This window comes from Methylomonas sp. MS20, assembly GCF_050275925.1.
Lineage (GTDB): Bacteria > Pseudomonadota > Gammaproteobacteria > Methylococcales > Methylomonadaceae > Methylomonas > Methylomonas koyamae_A.
Genome location: NZ_CP189962.1, coordinates 4,480,862 through 4,501,880 on the forward strand (window position 1 = coordinate 4,480,862; position 21,019 = coordinate 4,501,880).

Annotated in this window: 22 protein-coding genes; 3 read left to right on the forward strand and 19 right to left on the reverse strand. The window is 57.3% G+C overall.

Annotation, left to right across the window (positions count from 1 at the left end; all coding sequences use genetic code 11):
• Positions 1 to 49: 49 nt before the first annotated feature.
• From ACQE3D_RS20160 to ACQE3D_RS20170, 3 genes are all read left to right on the forward strand, one after another.
• Positions 50 to 766: a type II and III secretion system protein gene (locus tag ACQE3D_RS20160; protein ID WP_313730719.1), complete on the forward strand. Its 717-nt coding sequence runs from the start codon at positions 50 to 52 to the stop codon at positions 764 to 766.
• Between the two features lie 120 nt (positions 767 to 886).
• Complete coding sequence (locus ACQE3D_RS20165; protein WP_313730718.1) at positions 887 to 1,942, forward strand: extracellular solute-binding protein; 1,056 nt, start codon at positions 887 to 889, stop codon at positions 1,940 to 1,942.
• Positions 1,942 to 5,703: a bifunctional diguanylate cyclase/phosphodiesterase gene (locus ACQE3D_RS20170; RefSeq protein ID WP_313730717.1), complete on the forward strand. Its 3,762-nt coding sequence runs from the start codon at positions 1,942 to 1,944 to the stop codon at positions 5,701 to 5,703. The genes ACQE3D_RS20165 and ACQE3D_RS20170 overlap by 1 nt, the downstream gene beginning before the upstream one ends.
• On the opposite strand, the gene ACQE3D_RS20175 is transcribed toward ACQE3D_RS20170, so the two are convergent.
• The 19 genes from ACQE3D_RS20175 to ACQE3D_RS20265 all read right to left on the reverse strand — a co-directional run bounded on the left by ACQE3D_RS20175 (position 5,684) and on the right by ACQE3D_RS20265 (position 20,995).
• Entirely contained in the window at positions 5,684 to 6,523 is an 840-nt protein-coding gene (locus tag ACQE3D_RS20175) for an HlyC/CorC family transporter (protein WP_071160556.1), read from the reverse strand. The genes ACQE3D_RS20170 and ACQE3D_RS20175 overlap by 20 nt on opposite strands.
• Complete coding sequence (ybeY, locus tag ACQE3D_RS20180; RefSeq protein ID WP_313730716.1) at positions 6,520 to 6,978, reverse strand: rRNA maturation RNase YbeY; 459 nt, start codon at positions 6,976 to 6,978, stop codon at positions 6,520 to 6,522. The genes ACQE3D_RS20175 and ybeY overlap by 4 nt, the downstream gene beginning before the upstream one ends.
• Positions 6,978 to 7,967 (reverse strand): PhoH family protein, encoded by a 990-nt coding sequence (locus ACQE3D_RS20185; RefSeq protein ID WP_313730714.1) that lies wholly within the window; start codon positions 7,965 to 7,967, stop codon positions 6,978 to 6,980. Before ACQE3D_RS20185 ends, ybeY begins: the two co-directional genes overlap by 1 nt.
• On the reverse strand, positions 7,967 to 9,322 hold the full coding sequence (gene miaB, locus ACQE3D_RS20190) for a tRNA (N6-isopentenyl adenosine(37)-C2)-methylthiotransferase MiaB (RefSeq protein WP_313730713.1): 1,356 nt from the start codon (positions 9,320 to 9,322) through the stop codon (positions 7,967 to 7,969). Before miaB ends, ACQE3D_RS20185 begins: the two co-directional genes overlap by 1 nt.
• A 105-nt stretch (positions 9,323 to 9,427) precedes the next feature.
• Positions 9,428 to 10,156 (reverse strand): MBL fold metallo-hydrolase, encoded by a 729-nt coding sequence (locus ACQE3D_RS20195; RefSeq protein WP_313730712.1) that lies wholly within the window; start codon positions 10,154 to 10,156, stop codon positions 9,428 to 9,430.
• Positions 10,153 to 10,788 (reverse strand): hypothetical protein, encoded by a 636-nt coding sequence (locus ACQE3D_RS20200; protein ID WP_064030715.1) that lies wholly within the window; start codon positions 10,786 to 10,788, stop codon positions 10,153 to 10,155. Before ACQE3D_RS20200 ends, ACQE3D_RS20195 begins: the two co-directional genes overlap by 4 nt.
• A gap of 64 nt (positions 10,789 to 10,852) precedes the next feature.
• Positions 10,853 to 11,554: a 7-cyano-7-deazaguanine synthase QueC gene (gene queC / locus ACQE3D_RS20205; RefSeq protein WP_313730711.1), complete on the reverse strand. Its 702-nt coding sequence runs from the start codon at positions 11,552 to 11,554 to the stop codon at positions 10,853 to 10,855.
• Positions 11,535 to 12,194, reverse strand: a complete 660-nt coding sequence (gene queE, locus ACQE3D_RS20210) for a 7-carboxy-7-deazaguanine synthase QueE (protein ID WP_313730710.1) — start codon at positions 12,192 to 12,194, stop codon at positions 11,535 to 11,537. Before queE ends, queC begins: the two co-directional genes overlap by 20 nt.
• Positions 12,191 to 13,099, reverse strand: coding sequence for a tol-pal system protein YbgF (gene ybgF / locus ACQE3D_RS20215; RefSeq protein ID WP_313730709.1), 909 nt, complete (start codon positions 13,097 to 13,099; stop codon positions 12,191 to 12,193). The genes queE and ybgF overlap by 4 nt, the downstream gene beginning before the upstream one ends.
• Entirely contained in the window at positions 13,096 to 13,653 is a 558-nt protein-coding gene (gene pal, locus ACQE3D_RS20220) for a peptidoglycan-associated lipoprotein Pal (protein WP_064030719.1), read from the reverse strand. The genes ybgF and pal overlap by 4 nt, the downstream gene beginning before the upstream one ends.
• Positions 13,654 to 13,716: 63 nt before the next feature.
• On the reverse strand, positions 13,717 to 15,000 hold the full coding sequence (tolB, locus tag ACQE3D_RS20225; protein ID WP_064030720.1) for a Tol-Pal system beta propeller repeat protein TolB: 1,284 nt from the start codon (positions 14,998 to 15,000) through the stop codon (positions 13,717 to 13,719).
• 21 nt (positions 15,001 to 15,021) lie between these two features.
• Positions 15,022 to 16,536 carry a cell envelope integrity protein TolA gene (gene tolA / locus ACQE3D_RS20230; RefSeq protein ID WP_313730708.1) on the reverse strand — a complete coding sequence of 505 codons (1,515 nt, stop codon included), beginning with the start codon at positions 16,534 to 16,536 and terminating at the stop codon, positions 15,022 to 15,024.
• A 9-nt stretch (positions 16,537 to 16,545) separates the two neighbouring features.
• Complete coding sequence (gene tolR, locus ACQE3D_RS20235) at positions 16,546 to 16,956, reverse strand: protein TolR (protein WP_231883721.1); 411 nt, start codon at positions 16,954 to 16,956, stop codon at positions 16,546 to 16,548.
• Between the two features lie 44 nt (positions 16,957 to 17,000).
• Positions 17,001 to 17,678: a protein TolQ gene (gene tolQ, locus ACQE3D_RS20240; RefSeq protein ID WP_064030723.1), complete on the reverse strand. Its 678-nt coding sequence runs from the start codon at positions 17,676 to 17,678 to the stop codon at positions 17,001 to 17,003.
• Positions 17,678 to 18,085 (reverse strand): tol-pal system-associated acyl-CoA thioesterase, encoded by a 408-nt coding sequence (gene ybgC, locus ACQE3D_RS20245; protein WP_064030724.1) that lies wholly within the window; start codon positions 18,083 to 18,085, stop codon positions 17,678 to 17,680. Before ybgC ends, tolQ begins: the two co-directional genes overlap by 1 nt.
• Positions 18,082 to 19,119 (reverse strand): Holliday junction branch migration DNA helicase RuvB, encoded by a 1,038-nt coding sequence (gene ruvB, locus ACQE3D_RS20250; protein ID WP_064030725.1) that lies wholly within the window; start codon positions 19,117 to 19,119, stop codon positions 18,082 to 18,084. Before ruvB ends, ybgC begins: the two co-directional genes overlap by 4 nt.
• Complete coding sequence (gene ruvA / locus ACQE3D_RS20255) at positions 19,116 to 19,715, reverse strand: Holliday junction branch migration protein RuvA (protein ID WP_064030726.1); 600 nt, start codon at positions 19,713 to 19,715, stop codon at positions 19,116 to 19,118. Before ruvA ends, ruvB begins: the two co-directional genes overlap by 4 nt.
• Positions 19,712 to 20,209 carry a crossover junction endodeoxyribonuclease RuvC gene (gene ruvC / locus ACQE3D_RS20260; protein WP_064030727.1) on the reverse strand — a complete coding sequence of 166 codons (498 nt, stop codon included), beginning with the start codon at positions 20,207 to 20,209 and terminating at the stop codon, positions 19,712 to 19,714. Before ruvC ends, ruvA begins: the two co-directional genes overlap by 4 nt.
• Before the next feature lie 30 nt (positions 20,210 to 20,239).
• Positions 20,240 to 20,995: a YebC/PmpR family DNA-binding transcriptional regulator gene (locus ACQE3D_RS20265; RefSeq protein ID WP_064030728.1), complete on the reverse strand. Its 756-nt coding sequence runs from the start codon at positions 20,993 to 20,995 to the stop codon at positions 20,240 to 20,242.
• Positions 20,996 to 21,019: the final 24 nt, after the last annotated feature.

A 21,019-nucleotide genomic window follows, 5' to 3' on the forward strand; every position in this document is an offset into this window, starting at 1 on the left:
GCTTGCAATCAGCCTTTGGGCCGCGGCCGTTTTGGCCGACGATACGGTGATGGAAATCATCGAGCTTGGCAACCGGCCGGCGGCGGAGATCCAAGCCCTGCTCCAACCGTTACTAAACGGTGACGACCGCATCGTCGCCGATGGCGCCAAATTGATCGTCAAAACCGCTCCGGCCAAGCTTGCGGAGATCCGCGCCCTGGTCAAGCAATTGGACGGCCCGGTCCGCAATTTGACGATCAGCGTCTTGCAAACCACCAGCCAGACAGCCGGGCAATTGAACGCCGAAGCGGCCGCGACACTGCACCCCGAGCGCGTCGAACTGCGCGGCTTGGCCGGGAATACCGAGGATTTGCGCGGCCAACGCCAACAACAGCAGGTGCGCGCCACCGAGGGACAAACCGCCTTTATCAAGACCGGCGAAATCAAACCGGTCCGTAACGTCACAGTATACGGCTCCAATTACGGAGGCGCGGTGCTGAGCAGCACCCAAATGCTGGAAGCCAGCAGCGGCTTTGCGGTGGTCCCGCGCTTGGCCGGCGACGACCAAGTGACGCTGGCGATATCGCCTTGGTCCAACCAATTTCAAAACGGCGAAATAGCCACTCAAGCCGTTCAAACCACCCTCCGCGCCAAACTGGGCGAATGGATTGAAATCGCCGGCAATGCCGATCAAACCCAATCGTCCGGCGCAGGCATGACGGGTTTCAACCAAAGCACCGAAACCCAGGCGACGCGTATCCTGATACGTGTCGACATTGCCAAATAACACCGGCAAATCTCGGCCGGCCTTACTCGCTAGCACAAAAACCGATTAATACAAGTTTTTCGAGCGATTCGCCAACAATTTACCTTTCTTTCCAACCGCCTTTGGGTATCATGGGCAACCATGAAATCCATCGTCTCTCTCCTAAGCTCCCACCAACGCTTCGCCAGGATGGTTTCGATCACGGCACTGTGGCTGTGCTCCGTTTCGCTGGTAAGCGCAAAACCCTCGTTAAAGGTTTTGGCCTGGCCGGGTTACGCCGACCCGGAGTTCGTCGCCGAATTCGCCAAACGCTACGACGCCGATGTGGAAGTCACCTACGTCGAATCGGACGACGACTTATGGTACAAGCTCAATCACGAGCATCACGACGTATTCGCGGTCAACACCGCCGAATTGCAACGTTACATCGCCGCCGGCATCAGCGTGCCGCTGGATGCGGCCAAGATTGCCAATCGCGCGCGCCAACTGCCGCGTTTTCGCGACCTCGCTACTTTTCCCGGCCTAATACACGCCGGCCGCGCCTATGCGATACCCTACACCTACGCCGAAATGGGGCTAATCTACGACCGCCGTAAAGTGACCTCCCCGCCTCGCTCGATGTCGGCACTTTGGGACCCGGCCTACCGCCAGCGGGTGCTGGCTTTCAATACCAGCAACCACAATTTTACGCTGGTCGGATTACTCAGCGGCGCGGCCCACCCTTTCAGCCTCGGCGACGCCGAGTTGAACGCCGCGGCCCGGCGACTGGCCGAACTGCGCCGCAATGTACTGACCTTTTACACGTCGGCAGAGGAAGCCGGCGAACTTTACGCTAAGCACGATATCGCGCTGATTTTCGGCAACTATGGCAATCAACAAATTCAGGAGCTAAGGCGGCGCGGCGCGGACGTCGGTTACGTCATCCCCGACGAAGGCGCGCTGGCGTGGTTGGATTGCTGGGCGCTTACCCGAAACGCCGGCAATACCGGGCTGGCCGAACGCTGGATAGACTTCATGCTGGAACCGCAAGTCGGCGCGCACTTGACCGAGCAACACGGTCTGGCCAACACCACCAGCCAGCCGGCCGATCTGGCGCCAGATGCCAAATTGATCTGGCTGGAGCCGATCGGCAATCCCGAGCGTCAAAAAACCCTGTGGGACCGGATTATTTCCGGCGATGCGCCGGAGGCCTTCTGATGCGTCTGAGCATAGGCCTAAAACTGGCATTCTGGCTGGGTCTGTTCGGCACGTTGTCGTCGGGCCTGACCGGCTATTACGTCTACCAGCGCAGTCGCGCGCTGCTGATCGATTCGGCCAAGGAAAAACTGCTGACCGCGACGCGAGACTCGGCGCAACGCTTCGACGCCGCGCTCAAGGCGACCGTTGCCGATGTCGATTTCCTGGCCGGCTTGGCGCTAAACCGCGCAATACTGGAAGCCGAGCCGGCCACCAAACCTACGATGGATAAAGACAGGCTCGCCGAGATATTTAGCGGCTTGCTGGTCTCCCACCCCGAGTACAGCCAAATCCGCCTGATCGATAGCCGCCATTTTGGCCTGGAAACGGTGCGGGCAGATCGCGACCAATCCGGCGTTAAAGTGATCGAAGCACCCCACTTGCAGGAAAAAAACCATTTCCCCTACGTCTTCGAAACCGCGGCCTTGCCGGCCGGTCAGGTTTACATTTCGGAGATCAACTTAAACCAGGAGCTTGGGACCCATCTGGGCTACGGCCAACCGACCATCCGCGTCGCCACCCCGGTCAAGTCCGCCGCCGGGACAACCTTGGGCGTGCTGGTCATTAACGTCGATCTCGCCGACCTATTCAAGCGGCTGCGCGACAGTTACAGCGGCGACAGCTACCCATTGCTGGTCAATCGACGCGGTGATTACCTGATCCATCCCGATCCCGCGAAAGCCTTTGGTTTCGAACGCGGCCGGCCGGTCAGAATCCAAAACGACATTCCGGACACCGCGCCGCTGCTGAACGGTTCCAGCCGGATCGCGGTACTCAGCGATACCGCCGATAGCGCGTTGGGCGTACCCTATCTGGCCGCTTTCGCCCGCCAGGATTACGGCGCGGCCAGCGAAGGCCGTTTCGTGGTACTCGGCTTATACACCCCGCTGGACGTGGTCTCGATCGGCAGCAAGACTCTGAGCCTCCAAGTCATCCGCATCGCCTTGTCCCTAAGCTTATTGGTCAGTTTGGTTTCACTGCTGCTTGCCAAGATGCTAGCCAAACCGCTGCAGGCGATGACCAAAGCCATTGGACAATTTCAGCTGGGCTTGCCACTCGCCGATATCCCCGTCGACCGCAACGACGAGATCGGCCATTTAGCCCGCCTGTTTCGGGCGCTGGCGGAACAGCTCAACGGTCAAATCGCCGAGATACATGCCTCCGAAGCCAAACTGCACGCGATCCTGAACAACGCGCCGGTCGGGATTTGGTTGGTGGACACCAACGGTCGCTACGCCTTCGTCAACCAGACCTTCTGCCAAGCGCTAGGCATTCCGGAAAGCCGGTTTTTGCACACCTCCGCGCTGGACGAACTGCTGGGCACCGACATGGCTGCCCGCTTCGAAGCAGCCGACCAACGCTGTCTTACCGGCGGCCTGGCACCGCACCTAAGTCAGGAACAACTCACGTTCGTGGACGGCGAGAGCCACAGTCTGGAAATCAGCCGCACCAAACTATTGGGCCTGAAGGGCGAGGTCTTGGGCATTATCGGGATCGCGACCGACATCAGCGACCGCAAACACGCCGCCGATCGCGAACGCGCTCACAACCGGGTGTTGGAACGCCTGGCCAAAAGCCTGCCGCTTGCCGACATTTTGGAAGCGGTCGTCGAGGGCATCGAAACCCAAAATCCGGCGCTATTGTGCTCCATTTTGTTGCTGGACGCAGAAGGCAGCCATTTGCTGGTCGGCGCGGCCCCGCATCTACCGGAATTTTACAATTGCGCGCTACACGGCCTGCGCATAGGCTTCGGCGTCGGCTCTTGCGGCACAGCGGCGGTGACCGGCGACCGAGTCATTATCGAAGACATTCAAAGCCATCCTTATTGGACGCCGTATCGGGAGTTGGCGGCCAAGGCCGGCTTGGCTTCTTGCTGGTCGGAGCCGGTACGCGATGCCGGCGGCAAGTTGCTCGGCACACTGACCATTTATCAGCGCCAGCCGGCGCTACCCACGCCGCGCGACTTGCAAATGACCGAACAGGCCGCCAATCTGACCGGAATCGCGATAGAACATTGCCGTGCCAACGAAGAATTACGGCTGGCTTCGCTGGTCTACCAAAACAGCAGCGAAGCGATGGCCGTCACCGACGCGCTCGGCTCTATCCTGGCCATCAACCCGGCATTTTCGGCGATCACCGGCTATACCCCGGCGGAAGTCATCGGTCAGAATTACAATATTCTGAACTCCGACCGCCAGGACTACCATTTTTATCAAACCATGTGGCATGCGATTAACGCCAGCGGCCACTGGAAGGGCGAAATCTGGAATCGCCGCAAGAACGGCGAAGTGTTCGTGCAATGGTTGACGGTCAACACGATTTTTAACGAAGACGGCAGTCCGCATCGGCGCGTGGCCTTGTTTTCCGACATCACCGAAAAAAAGCAAACCGAAGAGCTAATCTGGACTCAGGCCAATTTCGACCCGTTGACCGGACTGCCCAACCGCCGGATGTTTCACGACCGGCTGGATCAGGAACTGAAGAAGGCGCATCGCACCGGCCGCGCGCTGGCGCTGATTTTTCTGGATCTGGACCGCTTCAAGGAAATCAACGACACGCTCGGCCACGATATGGGCGATTTGTTGCTTAAGGATGCCGCGCAACGCTTGCTGCGTTGCGTGCGCGAATCCGATACTGTGGCGCGACTGGGCGGCGACGAATTCACGATTATCCTGGGCGAACTCGACGATACGGAACATGTCGAGCGCATCGTCGTCAATTTGCTGCAAAAACTGGCCGAACCGTTTCAGCTGAAAGCCAAGGTGGCCTATCTGTCGGCGAGTATCGGCATCACGCTGTTCCCGAAAGACGGCGACAAAATCCACGTACTGATCAAAAACGCCGACCAGGCCATGTATGCCGCCAAGCACCAAGGCCGCAATCGCTATTGTTATTTCACGCTCTCAATGCAGGAAGCGGCGCAAATCCGAATGGAAATCGCCGGCGATTTACGCGGCGCGCTCGGCGCCGATCAATTCCAACTGTATTATCAACCGATAGTCGATCTTGCCACCGGCGTCGTGTACAAGGCCGAAGCCCTGTTACGCTGGCGGCACCCGCTACGCGGCTGGGTGAGTCCGGCGGAGTTCGTGCCGATCGCCGAGGACATCGGCATTATCAACGAAATCGGCAATTGGGTGTTCAAGCAGGCCGCCGAGCGCGCCAAACTGTGGCGGCAACGGTTTCACGCCGATTTCCAAATCAGCATTAACAAATCGCCGGTCCAATTTCATGATACCAACCAAACTCAGCGCGATTGGCCTGAACACTTACGGCAACTGGGCTTGCCTGGGGCCGGCATCATCGTCGAAATCACCGAGGGGCTGCTGCTGGATGCCAGTAACGACGTCAAGGAGCAATTGCTAAGCTTTCGGGACAACGGTATCCAAGTGGCGCTGGACGATTTCGGCACCGGCTACTCGTCGCTGGCCTATCTGAAAAAATTCGACATCGATTATCTGAAAATCGACCGCTCCTTCGTCAGCAACCTGGGGCCGGAATCGAGCGACCGCGTGCTTTGCGAGGCGATTATCGCAATGGCCCATAAACTGGGGATGAAAGTGATCGCCGAAGGGATAGAAACCGAAGAGCAACACCGGATACTCGTGGAATCCGGCTGCGACTTCGGTCAGGGCTTTCTGTTCTCGCAGGCGCTGCCGGCCGAGGCGTTCGAAGCCCGCTTGGCCGGCGGCCAGGCCGAGTTTACTTCAATTTCAGTTTGATCAAATGCACGCGGCGGTTGTCGGCGCGCAAGACTTCGAAACAAAAGTCGTCGATTTCGACTTTTTCGCCCTTCTTCGGAAAATGCTCAAGGCGCTGGACGATCAAGCCACCGATGGTGTCGCATTCGTCGTCTTCCAGAACCGCCGAGAAGTAGTCGTTGAATTCCTCAATAGGCGTCAACGCGTTGAGTATGAACTCTTTCTCGCTACGCTGGGAAATGTACTCCTCGGATTCGTCATCGTCGTGTTCGTCCTCGATCTTACCGACGATTTGCTCCAGGACATCCTCAATGGTCACCAAGCCGGCGGCGTTGCCGTACTCGTCGACGACGATGGCCATATGATTGCGCTCGGTACGAAACTCTTTCAGCAAGACGTTCAAGCGCTTGCTCTCCGGAACGACGTTGGCCGGCCGCATCACGTTTTCGACTTTCAAGTTCTTGTCGCGCAAAACGCAGCCAAGCAAATCCTTGGCAAGCAGAATGCCGACCACCTTGCTGCGGTCTTCTTCGATGACCGGGAAACGGGAATGGGCGAATTCGACAACCAACGGAAAGATGGTTTCCAATTCCGCGTCCCTAGGAACCACCACCATCTGCGAGCGGGGGATCATGATGTCGCGGACCCGCATCTCGGCGACATGCATCACGCCTTCCATCATGGCCAGCGCGTCGGAGTCTAGCAAGTGCTTTTCCTGCGACTCACGGAGAATTTCCAGCAGATCTTCCTGATCTTGCGGCTCCCCACTCAGAAAATGGCCGATACGTTCGATCAGGCTTTTCTGGTGGGGCTGACTACTCGGGGGGTTACCATCGCTCATCGTTCGTGTTCCTCCATATAAGGATTGGCAATATCCAATTTTTCCAAAATTTCAATCTCCAGGGATTCCATTTGCTCGGCCTCCAACTCGTCGACGTGATCATACCCTAACAAATGCAATACGCCGTGTACAGTGATGTGCGCCCAATGATGCTCAACCGACTTGCCTTGCTCCGCGGCCTCGCGGGCTATCAGCGGCGCGCAAACCACCAAATCGCCCAGCAAATCCATTTCCACGCCGGGCGGCGCTTCGAACGGAAAACTCAGGATATTCGTCGGACCCGCCTTTTGCCGATATTGGCCGTTCAATTCGGCGCTTTCGGTTTCATCAACCAAACGGATCACTATTTCGCTGTCGGCCTCGCGCCCGGCCAATACCGCATCGACCCAAACCTGAAACCTCGCCGGCTCGGGATGCTCGGCTTCGGTCGCGACCTGCAACTCGATCAGATTCATCAGCCGACCTTACCTTGTTCTTGCTCGTAACGGTCGTAAGCCGCCACGATGCGCTGGACCAACGGATGGCGCACCACGTCGCGCACACCGAAGAAGGTAAAACTGATACCTTCGACATCTTTCAGGACTTTCAACACGTGTTTCAATCCGGACATTTTCTCGTTCGGCAAATCAATCTGAGTCACGTCGCCGGTGATCACCGCCGTCGACCCGAATCCAACCCGGGTCAGAAACATCTTGATCTGCTCGACCGTGGTATTTTGCGCCTCGTCCAGAATGATGAACGAGTCGTTCAGCGTTCGTCCGCGCATGAAAGCCAGTGGCGCGACTTCGATGACGTTTTTCTCCAATAACTTTTCGACCCGCTCGAAACCCAACATGTCGTAGAGCGCATCGTAAAGCGGCCGCAAGTAGGGATCGACCTTTTGCGCCATGTCGCCGGGTAGAAAGCCGAGTTTCTCGCCGGCCTCGACCGCCGGACGAACCAACACGATACGCCTTACCCGCTCGGTCTGCAGCGCCTCGACCGCGCAAGCCACCGCCAGATAGGTCTTGCCGGTACCGGCAGGACCGACGCCGAAGTTGATGTCAAAGCTGAGAATCTTGCGCAGATAATCCTGTTGGTTATGTCCCCGGCCTTTGATGACGCCGCGTTTGGTGCGAATCGCCACCGGTTCGAGCTGCGATGCCGGCAAGGCCTTCAACAATTGGTCGATACTGGCGTCCTGCAGACTTAGATGCACTTGTTCGGGGGTAATTTCTTCGCGCTCGGTCAATTCGAACAGCTTCAGCATGACCGCGCAAGCCGCCTTGACCGCCACATCGACACCGGTCACCCGAAAGAAATTGCCGCGATTGGCGATCTCGACCTGCAGACGTTGCTCGATTTGACGAATATGACTATCGAGTTGACCGCAAAAATTAGAGAGGCGCTGGGCATCCGCCGGCAGCAGCGTCAGTTCTTCGGAAAAATGAGAGCTGTTCAACACTAGGCAATCTGTTGGATTTTTTCGACGCTGGACTCGGCCAATCGGCCGCGCAGGGAATTGGGTAAGGCTTCGGTAATCAACACATCGACGAATTGACCGATCAGCCTTGGGTGAGCGGCGAAATTGACCACCCGGTTGTTTTCGGTCCGGCCGGTCAAATGCAGCGGATTTTTCTTGGAGACACCTTCCACCAACACACTCTGCACCGACCCCACCATGCTTTCGGAAAACGCCATGAACATGTCGTTCAAGCGTTCCTTCAGCCGTTGCAAGCGCGCCTCCTTGACCTCCATACCGACATCGTCGGCAAAGCCGGCCGCCGGCGTGCCCGGCCGCGCGCTGAAGATGAAACTATAAGAAAAATCGAATCCGACCTCATCGATCAAGGCCATCGTGTCTTCGAAATCCTGCTCGGTTTCGCCGGGAAACCCGACAATGAAATCGGACGATAAACTGATGCTGGGGCGGGCCGCCTTGATCTTGCGGATGATGTCCAGATAATCCTCGCGACGGTGTCCGCGCTTCATTTCGGCTAGTATTCGATTGCTACCGCTTTGCACCGGCAAATGCAGGTGATTGACCAGTTGCGGAATCTCGGCGAAAGCCTCGATGATGTCGTCGGTGAATTCCAACGGATGCGACGTGGTAAAGCGAATTCGCTCGATACCGTCTACCGCGGCCACGTAATGCAGCAGCAACGCAAAGCTGGCGATGTCGCCGTCTTCGGTTTCGCCGCGATAGGCGTTGACGTTTTGACCTAGCAGATTGACTTCGCGCACGCCCTGCCCAGCCAGCGCTTCGATTTCGGCGATCACGTCGCTGAGCGGGCGACTGACTTCCTCGCCGCGCGTATACGGCACCACGCAATAGGTGCAGTACTTGCTGCACCCCTCCATCACCGATACAAAGGCTTTCGGGCCTTCCGCCCTGGGTTCGGGCAAGTTGTCGAATTTCTCGATTTCCGGAAATGAAATATCGACGACGTGCCTGTCGCCGCTCCGGGCTTTGTTCAGCAATTCCGGCAGCCTATGCAGGGTTTGCGGTCCGAACACGATGTCAACGTAGGGCGCGCGCTTTTGCAATGCCGCGCCTTCCTGGCTGGCCACGCAACCGCCGACGCCGATAATCACGTCCGGACGTTTGTCCTTGATTTTTTTCCAGCGCCCAACCGCCGAAAACACTTTTTCCTGGGCTTTTTCGCGTATCGAACAAGTGTTCAATAACAACACGTCCGCCTGCTCGGGTATTTCGGTCAGTTCCATACCGTGCGAGGCCATCAGTACGTCCCGCATCTTGTCGGAATCGTACTCGTTCATTTGACAACCGTTAGTTTGTATATACAGTTTTTGCGCCATGCTCGATGAGATACTCCAGCCTTTCTCACTAACAAAAAACCCCAGTCTCTCGACAGGGGCTAGATTGGCGCGGATTATAAACCCAATTTTCGGCAAATGCTTGTTTTATACGGCAATCCCCACCGGCAAGGCTTCAAACCAGTCCAGAAAACGCTTGACATCGTCGCCCTTGAACATGCGCCCGTGCTGGGGCGCCAGGATCTGAATATCTAATTTGCGGACGCGCTCGATCCAGACCCGCTTGGCTTGATTGGACGGCATCCAGCGTTGATGGAAATAGCGCATTTTTTCAACATGAGTATCGAAATGCTCGACGAATACCGGCGTATCGCCCTCCTCCAGCGCCGCGCCGACGTCGCCGGACATCAGAATCTTCGCGACTGGATCGTAAATATGAAAGTTGGCCGACGAGTGTAGATAATGGGCCGGCACTATTTGCAATTGCACGCCACCCAGATCGATAGTCCCACCCTGATCGGGAATGGCGACGTACTCGATCGCGTCGCAACCGAAATGCCTCAAAAAACCCTCCCAAAGTAGCGGCGCGTGCAGTCGAGCGTGCGGTAAGGCCCGATCCCACAAGCCCAACGACGAAATGATGTCGGGATCTTGGTGCGAGGCGAACAATTCGGTGATTTCCTCGACGGGCGCGTGATGAACGGCTGCCGCCAGCATCGGCGCGAACAATTCGATCCCACCCGGCTCCATCAATAGACAACGGCTGGCGGTGCGCACCATGTACTGATTGGTATCAATGATGGTGGCCGGTTTGGTGTTGTCGCGGCCAAACATCAGCCACTGATGAGCGCCTTCGTAGATTTTCGTGATTTTCATAGCTGGCCTTGGTTGCCCTGAGCGTATCCGGCGCTGATCGCGACCAACGCTCCCCGGCACTTGCTAACTTTTTCGTTGATGATTTGCGCGGCACGATCGACACTCTCGGCGACGGCTTGCAAGCTTTGCAGGTATTCGCCGGCTTGCGACGCTTCGATGCGCGAGTTGGCGGCGATCACTCTGGCGGCTCTGGCGGGATAGAGGATGCCGCTTAACTGGTTTAATAAATCATCGACGTGAATCGAAAATTCGCCGTGACAGGCCTCCGCTTGCTGTCGAGCCGTTTCCCGTACCCGTAGCAACGAATCGGCGTGACGAGCACCTGCCGCGGCCGCGACCGCCAAATCAAAGTGCCGATTGGCCTCCCGCATTCGCTGCTCGGCAACCGTCAAACGGTATAAGTTCAGAGTATCGGCATTGATCCGGTTGACCACCGCCATCGTGTCCTTAGCCAACTCGTTGATGAAATCGGTGATCGGTTTGAAGCCCTTGGCCTTTTCGCCGGCCCGAAACGCAATCGCCTTGGCATTCGCCGCTGCCAACGAAATCTCCTTGGCGACCTGTAATACCGCGTTCAATTCGGCGGCAATCGAAGCAACCGCGACGAATTGTGAACTAGTTGAACTCCGCATGATGACGCCCCAAGTCCTTGATCCGATCAAGGCAAAGCATAGCCGAGGATCGCCGAAGCGCCATCTAACCGCGAACGTAACGGGTGGGATCGGCCACGCCGGCCGCCGCGAATCCGGCCGCCCGCAACCGGCAAGCATCGCACACGCCGCAAGCCCGGCCTTCAACATCGGCGGCATAGCAAGAGACCGTGTCGGCGTAATCAACGCCCAACGCCGAACCTTGCCGAATAATGTCGGCCTTGCTCATCGCCATCAAGGGCGTGTGTATCCGGATTTGCTGGCCTTCGACGCCGGCTTTGGTCGCCAAATTCGCCATGGTCTGAAAGGCTTGGATAAATTCCGGACGGCAATCCGGATAACCGGAGTAATCGACGGCGTTGACGCCGATGAATACGTCGCAGGCGTGCAAAACTTCGGCCCAGCCCAGCGCGTAAGCCAAGAAGATCGTATTCCGAGCTGGCACATAGGTGACGGGTATGCCGGTTTGCGGCGAGGTCGGCACGGCGATCGCGCTGTCGGTCAGCGCCGATCCGCCCATCGCATTCAAACCGAGATTGAAAATCTTATGGTCGGCGACTCGATACCGTTCGGCGATGCGCCGCGCGGCCGCCAATTCGGCATTGTGGCGTTGACCGTAATCAAAACTCAACGCGTGGCAAGCATAGCCCTGCCGAGTAGCCAACGCCAGAACCGTAATCGAGTCCAATCCGCCCGATAACAACACAATGGCGGCTTTGCCCGCCGAATCATTTTCCTCTCGCGTCATCCCAAAGAAATTTATGCAGTTGAATTTGAAAGCGTACCGGCAACTGGTCGGCTAGAATCCGATCAGCCAACTCGCTTGGAGCCATCTGCCCCATCACCGGCGAAAACAGCACTTGGCAGCGTTCGGCCAAACGATGTTCGTTTACTTGTTGCTTAGACCATTGATAGTCGGCCGAGTCGGCAATGACGAATTTGATTTGATCGCGCGGCGTCAGGCAATCGAGGTTCTCGTAGCGGTTGCGCGCCATTTCGCCGGAGGCCGGCGTTTTCAAGTCCATGACCTTGACGATTCGAGCATCGACACCCGAAACATCCAGTGCACCACTGGTTTCCAAGGAAACCTGATAGCCCGAGTCGGCCAACGCACTCAGTAAACTCAAGCAATCGGGCTGCGCCAGCGGCTCGCCGCCGGTCACGGTGACGTAACGGGTCGAATATTCGCGAACCCTTTGCAAAATCGCCGAAATCGGCATTTTCTCGCCGCCGCTGAACGCGTAAGCGGTATCGCAATAAGCGCACCGTAGCGGACAGCCGGTCAGGCGGATAAACACGGTCGGCCAACCGACGCTATCCGCCTCGCCCTGCAGCGAATAAAAGATTTCGGTAATGCGTAACGACGGTTCCGCTAGCTCGTCGGTCATTGCGGCATTTGCGCCAGCTTCTTAGCGGCCAGATGTGCGGCGGTGGTTCCGGGGTAGCTGGTCGTAACCCGGGTCAGATAGTCCTTGGCTTTCGCGGCGTTTTGCAGGTCGAACTCGATGTAACCGAGCTTCAGCAACGCGTCCGGCACCTTGGAGCTATTCGGATACTGACTGACCACTTTGTTGAACGCCGCCTTGGCGGCATCGAATTCGCGGTTGATCTTGTAAGCTTCCGCCAACCAGTACTGCGCGTTGTCGGAAAGTTCGCCGGCCGGATTGGCCGCCAACAGTTCCTGAAACATCTTGATGGCCTGGCTGTTATGGCCGTTCCGCAAAGTTTCGTAGGCTTGCTGATAGCGCTCCTGCTCGCTGCCGCTCGTGGCGGGAGTTGAACTGGCGCTCGCGGCCCCACTGATTGCAGGCTTGACTTCGACGGGCGGGACAGTCGCGGCAACCGGTGCCGGGGCGGCCTGACCCGCTGGCGTCGATACCGGCGATCCGGCAACCGAAGGCGGTGTAGCGCCGGTCTGCGCCGGCGGAACCGCGGATGCCGCCGCCGTACTCGCCGCCCCGGTTTGCGCCGCCGCTGCAGCCGGCGCGCCACCCGCTTGCCCGGCCGCCTGCAACGCCTGCATTCTGTCGTCCAGATCCGAATACATATTGCTTTGCTTGCGCTGCAAGTCGGCGATCGTTTGCGATTGCTCCTCGACCATGCCGCGCAGTTGTTGCACTTCCGATTGCAATTGTTCCAGCCGGCTCAACACTTCGAAGATTGCGTTGTCGGTCGGAGCCTGCACGGCATAGCCGCCCTGCTGCCCGACATCGCCGCCGTTCGCCGGAGCGGCTTGAGCCTGGGCGCCCAGGCCCAAGCCGATACTTGCAATCAGAAGCGCCCGCCGGCTCATTGATAGCCTACTTCAACGCGACGATTTTGTTGCCATGCGGATTCGTCGTGACCGGAAACCGCCGGTTTCTCTTCTCCGTAGCTGACAACTTCCAACTGGCCGGAACCGACCCCTTGGCTACGCATCATCCGTTCGACCGATTTGGCGCGTTGTTCGCCCAATGCGATGTTGTATTCGCTGGAACCGCGTTCGTCGGCATGACCGGCCAAAATTACGTGCTGGTTCGGGTGGGAGGCCAGATAACGAGCGTGAGCGGCGACCACCGGCACATAGTCTTGTTTGACTTGCGCGCTATCCAGTTCGAAATAGATCACTTGCTTGGACAACGGGTTGTTCGGATCGCTGAACTCCGGACCCAGATTCGAACCGGAGTTGAAGCCGTTCCCGGAGCCGAATTGGCTGCCGGACATCGAGCCATCGTTGTAGCCGCTGGTCGACGCGTCGCTACCTTGAGTCGCGTCGCCCAAACCGTTCTCGCTTTCGTCGGTCGAGCTACATCCGCTTGCCAAGACGGCGATCATCGCCAAAGCCAGAGTTTTTTTGCTAAGTGTCATGCTGTTCTCCAAATAAAAAATCAAAGTCGATTAGTGATAGTTTGCAGGCTATCGCTCGGGCGATCAAGGTGCCCAGGCCGGCTCGCGAACCCCGCCGTTCTCGAAGGCCAATTTCTGCTGCATCGCACCATCGGTGGATACGACGGACAGCGCCGACTTGCCGCCGCGCGTCGCCGCGAACAAGACCATGCTGCCGTTGGGCGCGAAGCTCGGCGACTCGTCCAAGCGGCCTTCGGTCAGCACGTTGACGGTCCGAGAGGCCATATCCATCACCGCGATCCGGTAATCGCCGCCGCTACCGGTCACCATCGCCAAACTGCGACCATCGGCCGAGAAGCGGCCGCGAGCGTTGTAATCACCCTGGAAGGTCAGGCGACTGGCTTTACCGCCGGACGCCGGCATGATGTAAAGCTGCGGTTTACCGCCTTGGTCGGACGTGAACACGATCGAACTACCATCCGGCGACCAAGTCGGTTCGGTATCGATCGACAATCCCGAGGTCATCCGGGTCAAACTCCGGCCGGACAGATTCAGCACGTAGATGTCGGGACTACCGTCCTTGGACAGCGTAATCGCCAAGCGGCTGCCGTCGGGTGAAAACGCCGGCGCGCCGTTGATACCCGGATAGGACGACACGCTCTCGCGCTGACCGGTAGCCAAAGTTTGTATAAAAATTTCCGAGCGCTTGGTGTGGAACGATACGTAAGCGATCTTGCTGCCGTCCGGCGACCAGGCCGGCGCCATGATCGGCTCCGGCGACTCGGCGATCGTGCGCGGATTGTAGCCGTCGGCGTCGGCCACTTGCAGCATGTATTGCTTGCCGTTGCCGCGCGCCACGCTGGTCACGTACGCGATTCGAGTATTGAACGCGCCCTTGCGCCCGGTCAACTTCTCGTAGATCAAGTCGCTGATATGGTGGGCGGCGCGGCGCAATTCGTTGGCGCCGGCGGTTAGCCGGTAACCCATCAACAATTGGCCGTTATGGACATTAAACAAATGGAACTGAATGTTAAAGCTGCCGCCGTTGCCGACGACCTGACCGATGACGACGTAGTCCTGGCCTAATACCTGCCAATCCTTGAAATTGACGCGTTCTGGCTCGGTCGGCTTGGTCAACATATCGTCTTCGGACAGCGTTTTGAAAAAACCGCTGCCGCCCAAGTCGGCGCTAACCACATCCGACAACTTTACATTGCCAACGGCGCCTTGCTGACCGAACGGCACGATGGCGATGGGCACCGCGGTTTGCGAGCCCTTGGTGATTTCTATTGTCAAACCGGCGGCCTGAGCGACGGAAAGTATCGAAGCCAACAGGCCGACGACTAATATTCGGGGGATTAACATCATTTTCTAGGGTTCCGTTACGGGTTATTCCGGCTTAAACACAAAGGTAAATACTCTAAATTCCTGATTGAACAGATTCCTGTCCTGCGGGACCGGCAATGGCGACGCTTTTCTAACGGCGTTTTCGGCTGAACGATCGAAAATCGGATCGCCGCTGCTGCTAACGACCACCGCATCCATGACATCGCCGCTAGCCAGCAATTTTACCTGAATTGTACATTTCAAGCCCTGCGTCGCGCTGATTGGCCGAGTCCAAGCGCCCTCGACCTTACGGGCGATCGCGTCCTTGGCGGCCGAGCTGGCTTGCTTATCCGACTCGGCTTTCGCGGCCGCCGCGGCAGCGGCTTCAGCCGCCTTGCGTTCCTGTTCGGCTTTTTCGGCGGCGGCAATCGCGGCTTGGCGCTCTTGTTCGGCCTTGGCCTTGGCTGCAGCCTCGGCGGCCAAGCGCTCTTTTTCAGCCTTTTCCGCTTTTTCGGCCGCCAACTTGGCCTGACGGTCTTTTTCGGCTTTGGCTTTAGCCTCGGCTTCCGCCGCCAAGCGCTCCTTCTCGGCTTTTTCGGCGGCGAGCTTTGCTTGGCGGTCTTTTTCGGCTTTCTCGGCAGCCAGTTGTTTTTCCCTTTCAACTTTGGCCCGCGCTTCGGCTTCGGCGGCTTGCTTGGCTTTTTCCGCGTTCAGCGCGGCCTGCCGGTCTTTCTCAACCTTGGCCCTTTCCGCCGCCAGTTGTTGCTCTCGTTCGGCCTTGGCTTTGGCTTCCGCCTGTTTTAACTGTTCCTGCCGCTTCGCTTCCTCGGCTTTTTGTTCCTGTAGCTTTTTTTGCTGCTCCAGTACTTTTTGCTCCTGCAGCTTCTTCTCTTGCTCCAGTTTCTTGCTTTCGGCTTCTTGTTGTTGCTTGAGCTTGGCCTCTTCCGCCAGTTTTTGTTCCTTGAGCTTGGCTTCGCGCTCCGCTTCCTGCTGCTTCTGCTTTTCCAGCTGTTTGAGTTTTTCGACTTCCCGTTGCTTTTCCAGCGCCGCTTGCTTTTCCAAGGCCGCTTGCTTTTCCGCGATTTCCCGTTGCTTCTCCAGTTCGGCCTGTTTCTGCTTCTCGGCGGCTTCCTTGGCTTTTTTCTCTTCCAGAGTTCGCCGTTCCTTGGCCTCCTCTAGCTTTTTTTCCTCTTCCTTGCGCTTGACTGCCAGTTGTTCCTGCCGCTTTTGCTCTTCCAAAGCCTCTTGCTTTCGGCGCTCCGCCGCTTCTTGAATTTTCTGTTCTTCCAGCACTCGCTGTTTTTTGGCTTGCTGTAAGGCCTGTTCTTCGGCTTTCCGGGCATTTTCCAGTTGTTGTTGGTGCTCGACCTCGGCTTGATGCTTATTGGCTTCGTTTTGTTTCAAGCGCTCGGCTTCGGCATCGATTTCGGCGCCGTCTAGGATCGTGGCTTCGATAACTTCAGCCGGCGGCGCGGTCCGAGCGGTATCGCTGTCGGTCAGGAAGCTGATACTGAACAGCAACACGATCAATATATGTAAAGCGACCGCCAGGACAAACGAGGGTTTGAAATTTCTCATGCGCTATCGTTATTTACTCTCGGGCGGGGGCGAGGTCATCAAACCAACCTTGGGGGCGCCGGTCTTTTTCAATTCCACCATCACTTTAACGATACTGCCGTAATCCACTTCGTGGTCGCCGCGCACGTAAAGCTGGGCTTTCGGATTGTTTTTGAACACGGCGGCAACCCGAGTCTTGACGGTATCGACATCGACCGGCGTATCGGCCTCTTCGTCGCCATTGCCGATATCGACGTAAAGACTGCCATCCTTCTTGATCGACACGATGACCGGGACTTGATCCTGTAGATCGACCGACTCGGCTTCCGCTTGTGGCAGCTCGACATCGACGCCGGTCTGGACCAGCGGCGCGGTAATCATGAAGATCATCAACAAAACGAAGGTGACGTCGATGTAAGGCACGACGTTGATTTCGGCCATGACGCCGCGTTTTTTCCGCGATCTGCGATTGCTGCCACCGACGTTCATTTGCTGTGCGCCTGTCTTTGCAAAAGGACCACGAATTCGTCAACGAACAACTCGTAGCGACCGGCCAAGCGATCCAATCGAGTCGAGAAACGGTTGTAGGCGATCACCGCCGGAATCGCCGCGAACAAGCCGATCGCCGTGGCAATCAAAGCCTCGGAAATACCCGGTGCGACGTTGGATAAAGTGGCATTCTTGATTTCGCCCAGTGCCCGAAACGAGTTCATGATGCCCCAAACCGTGCCGAACAGACCGATATACGGACTGGTCGAACCGACGGTAGCCAGAAACGGCAAGGTCTCATCCAGCCGATCCAGTTCGCGCGAAAGTTCGATGCGCATCGCCCGTTGCGCGCTTTCCACTTGTACCGACGGCTCGACGTCGCCTTTCTGGCGCATCCGCGCGAATTCGCGATAGCCCGCCAAAAAGATTTTTTCGATGCCTTCCGGCTCGAAACGGTCGCTGGACATTTTTTTATACAGTTCGGCCAGACCGACTCCGGACCAGAATTCGTCCTCGAAATCGTCGGTAATCTCGATCGCCTGCTTCAACTCCTTGCGTTTGGAGAAGATGAAAGTCCATGAAGCAACCGACGCCGACAGCAAAATGAACATGACGAACTGAACGACAAAACTGGCTTCTTTAACCAGCGTCAGGATGGATAAATCGGTATTCATCAGTTTAGGGTTTCCAAAATGGCAAGGGGAATCGGTTTAGGTTTCATCGTTTGCGCGTCGAGACAGGCAATGCGAATCTCGCCGCTGGCTAATTGGTCTTGGCCGCGCATCAGGGTTTGAGCAAAGGTCAGATTGGTTTTTTGATGCTCGACGACCGAGGCGGTGGCCTGCAGCAAATCGTTAAAGCGAGCCGGTTTCAGGTAATCGACCCTCACCGAACGGACCACGAAAATCAGATTTTGTTCGCGTAACAGTTGGTCTTGCTCGAAGCCGCGATCGCGCAACATTTCGGTGCGGGCGCGCTCGAAAAACTTCAGGTAATTGGCGTAAAACACGACGCCCCCGGCATCGGTATCCTCGTAGTAGACGCGGACCGGCCAACTGAATGCGCTATTTGACAAGGTCATAAACTAAAGATGTCGTCGCTGCCCGGTTCTTGGTTGGGCGCCGGCAAACCGAAGTGACTGTAAGCTTTATGCGTGACTACCCGCCCTCGGGGCGTCCGCATGATAAATCCCTGCTGTAACAAATAAGGTTCCAATACATCTTCGACGGTGCCGCGCTCCTCGCTGATGGCCGCCGCCAAGGTATCCAACCCGACCGGCCCGCCCTGAAAGTGTTCAATCATCGCTAAAAGCAATTTACGATCCAACATGTCGAAACCGTGTTGGTCGATTTTCAACATCGCCAAGGCCCGCTGGGCAATATCCCGATTGACGACCCCGTTTCCCATTACCTCGGCAAAATCGCGTACCCGTCTCAAGAGACGATTGGCGATTCTGGGCGTACCGCGCGAGCGGCACGCGATCTCGTCGGCACCCCCGCTGTCCATGCCGATGCCCAGCATTGCCGCGGAACGCGTCACGATACTGGCCAGTTCCTCGATGCTGTAAAACTCCAGGCGTTGCACGATCCCGAAACGGTCTCTGAGCGGCGAAGTCAGCAATCCGGCCCGCGTTGTCGCGCCGATCAGCGTGAACGGCGGCAAGTCCAGCTTTATCGACCGGGCGGCCGGACCTTCGCCTATTATAATATCAATTTGGTAGTCTTCCATAGCCGGATACAGCACCTCTTCGACCGCCGGACTCAAGCGATGGATCTCGTCTATGAACAATACGTCGTGCGCTTGCAGATTGGTCAGCAAGGCCGCCAAATCGCCGGCTTTGTCGAGCACCGGCCCGGATGTCTGCCGAATGCTGACATTCATTTCGGCGGCGACGATATTCGCCAGCGTGGTTTTTCCCAAACCCGGCGGCCCGAAAATCAGTACATGATCCAAAGCCTCGGCACGACTAACCGCCGCCTGGATGAAAATCTCCATTTGTTGGCGCAATTCGGTTTGCCCAACGTAATCCTTCAATCGGCGCGGTCGGATGGCCCGATCTTGACGCTCTTCGTCGCCGCTGCCGCTGGCGCTGATCAGCCGGTCGCTCTCTATCATTTAACGGCTCCGCGCAAGGCCTGGCGAATGATGTCCTCGCAGCTTTTATCGTCTTCGGCCACCGCTCGGACCATTTTTTCGGCTTCCGACGACTTATAGCCGAGCGCGCAGAGAGCGCTGACGGCCTCTTGCCTAGCTCCGGCCGGCATGCGTGCCGCCGCTTGCTGGGTCGTCCGCGACGCGGGCTCACCGATGTCCGGTAGCCGGCCGCGCATTTCGATAATCAGTCGCTCCGCCGTTTTCTGGCCGACGCCTGGCAAACGCACCAAACTCTTGGCGTCGTTATCGTCGACACAACGGTAGAACTCGTCGATGCTTTGGCCAGACAATATCGTCAATGCCAATTTAGGCCCTACGCCGTTGACTTTAATCAGGGTTTTGAACAGCAAACGCTCGTTTTCGGTCGCGAAGCCGAACAGAATATGCGCGTCCTCGCGCACCACTAGGTGGGTATGTAAACGCACCTCCTCGCCCAAAGCCGGCAAATCGTAAAACGTGGTCATCGGCGCCTCGACTTCGTAGCCGACGCCTTGCACGTCCAAAACCAATTGCGGCGGCGCCTTGTGGATTAATTTACCGCGCAGAAATCCGATCATGCGCCGGCCCTCGCCAAACGCAAAGCGGTTTCTCGATAATGGCTGTGGCACAACGCTATCGCCAACGCGTCGCTGGCGTCGATTTGCATCTCGCCTTGGATTCCCAGCAGTATTTTGACCATGTGCTGAACCTGAGTCTTGTCGGCATTGCCCTTGCCGACCAGAGCTTGTTTGACTTGGCGGGCGGCGTATTCGTGTACCGGCAAATCCAGGTTCATCGCCGCGCAAATTGCCGCTCCGCGCGCTTGCCCAAGCTTCAAGGCCGAATCGGCGTTCTTATGCATGAAAACTTGTTCGATGCCCATCTGCTGTGGCTGATAAAGCGCGACGATTTCACTGACTCCGTCGAAAATCTGCTTCAACCGGCTCGGAAAGTCGTTGGGAAGCACGCGGATGCAGCCACTGGCAATATAGCGAACACCGCGCGGTGTGGTCTCTATCACACCGTAACCGGTGATCCGGGAGCCGGGATCTATGCCGAGTATCCTGATCAATAGCGGGCCAGGGAACGGGTTAAAAAGAACTTAATCATTGCCGAGCGACATCATGATGTCGTCGCTGATATCGGCATTGGTATAAACGTCTTGTACGTCGTCCAGATCTTCAAGACGATCGATTAATTTAAGCATTTTCTCGGCCGCTTCACTGTCCAGATCGGTTTTGACATCGGCGTGCATGGTCACTTCGGAATTTTCCGCCACCAAGCCCACCGCCGCCAACGCTTCCTTGACGTTCAAGTAATCGTCGGGCGCGGTAAAGACGTCTATCGAACCATCGTCGTTGGTTACAACGTCTTCCGCGCCGGCTTCCATCGCGGCTTCCATCACCGCATCCTCGTCGACCTCGCTCGAAAAACCGATGATCCCCACTTTGCGGAACATATAAGCCACGGAGCCGTCGGTACCCAGATTGCCGCCGTGTTTGGAGAAGGCATGCCGCACATCGGCGACGGTACGGTTGCGGTTGTCGGTCAGACAGTTAACCATTACCGCCGTGCCGCCCGGACCGTAGCCTTCGTAGCGCACTTCTTCGTAAACCACGCCATCCAAAGCACCGGTGGCTTTTTTGATCGTATTGTCGATGGTGTCGCGCTTCATGTTGGCGCCCAAGGCCTTGTCGATCGCGGTACGCAAGCTAGGATTATTGGCCGGATCGCCACCACCGGAGCTTTTGGCCGCGACGGTGATTTCCCGAATGAGCTTGGTAAAAATCTTACCGCGCTTGGCGTCTTGAGCGCCTTTGCGGTGTTTGATGTTTGCCCACTTACTGTGCCCAGCCATGCTATCCCTCTGAAACCTATAAAA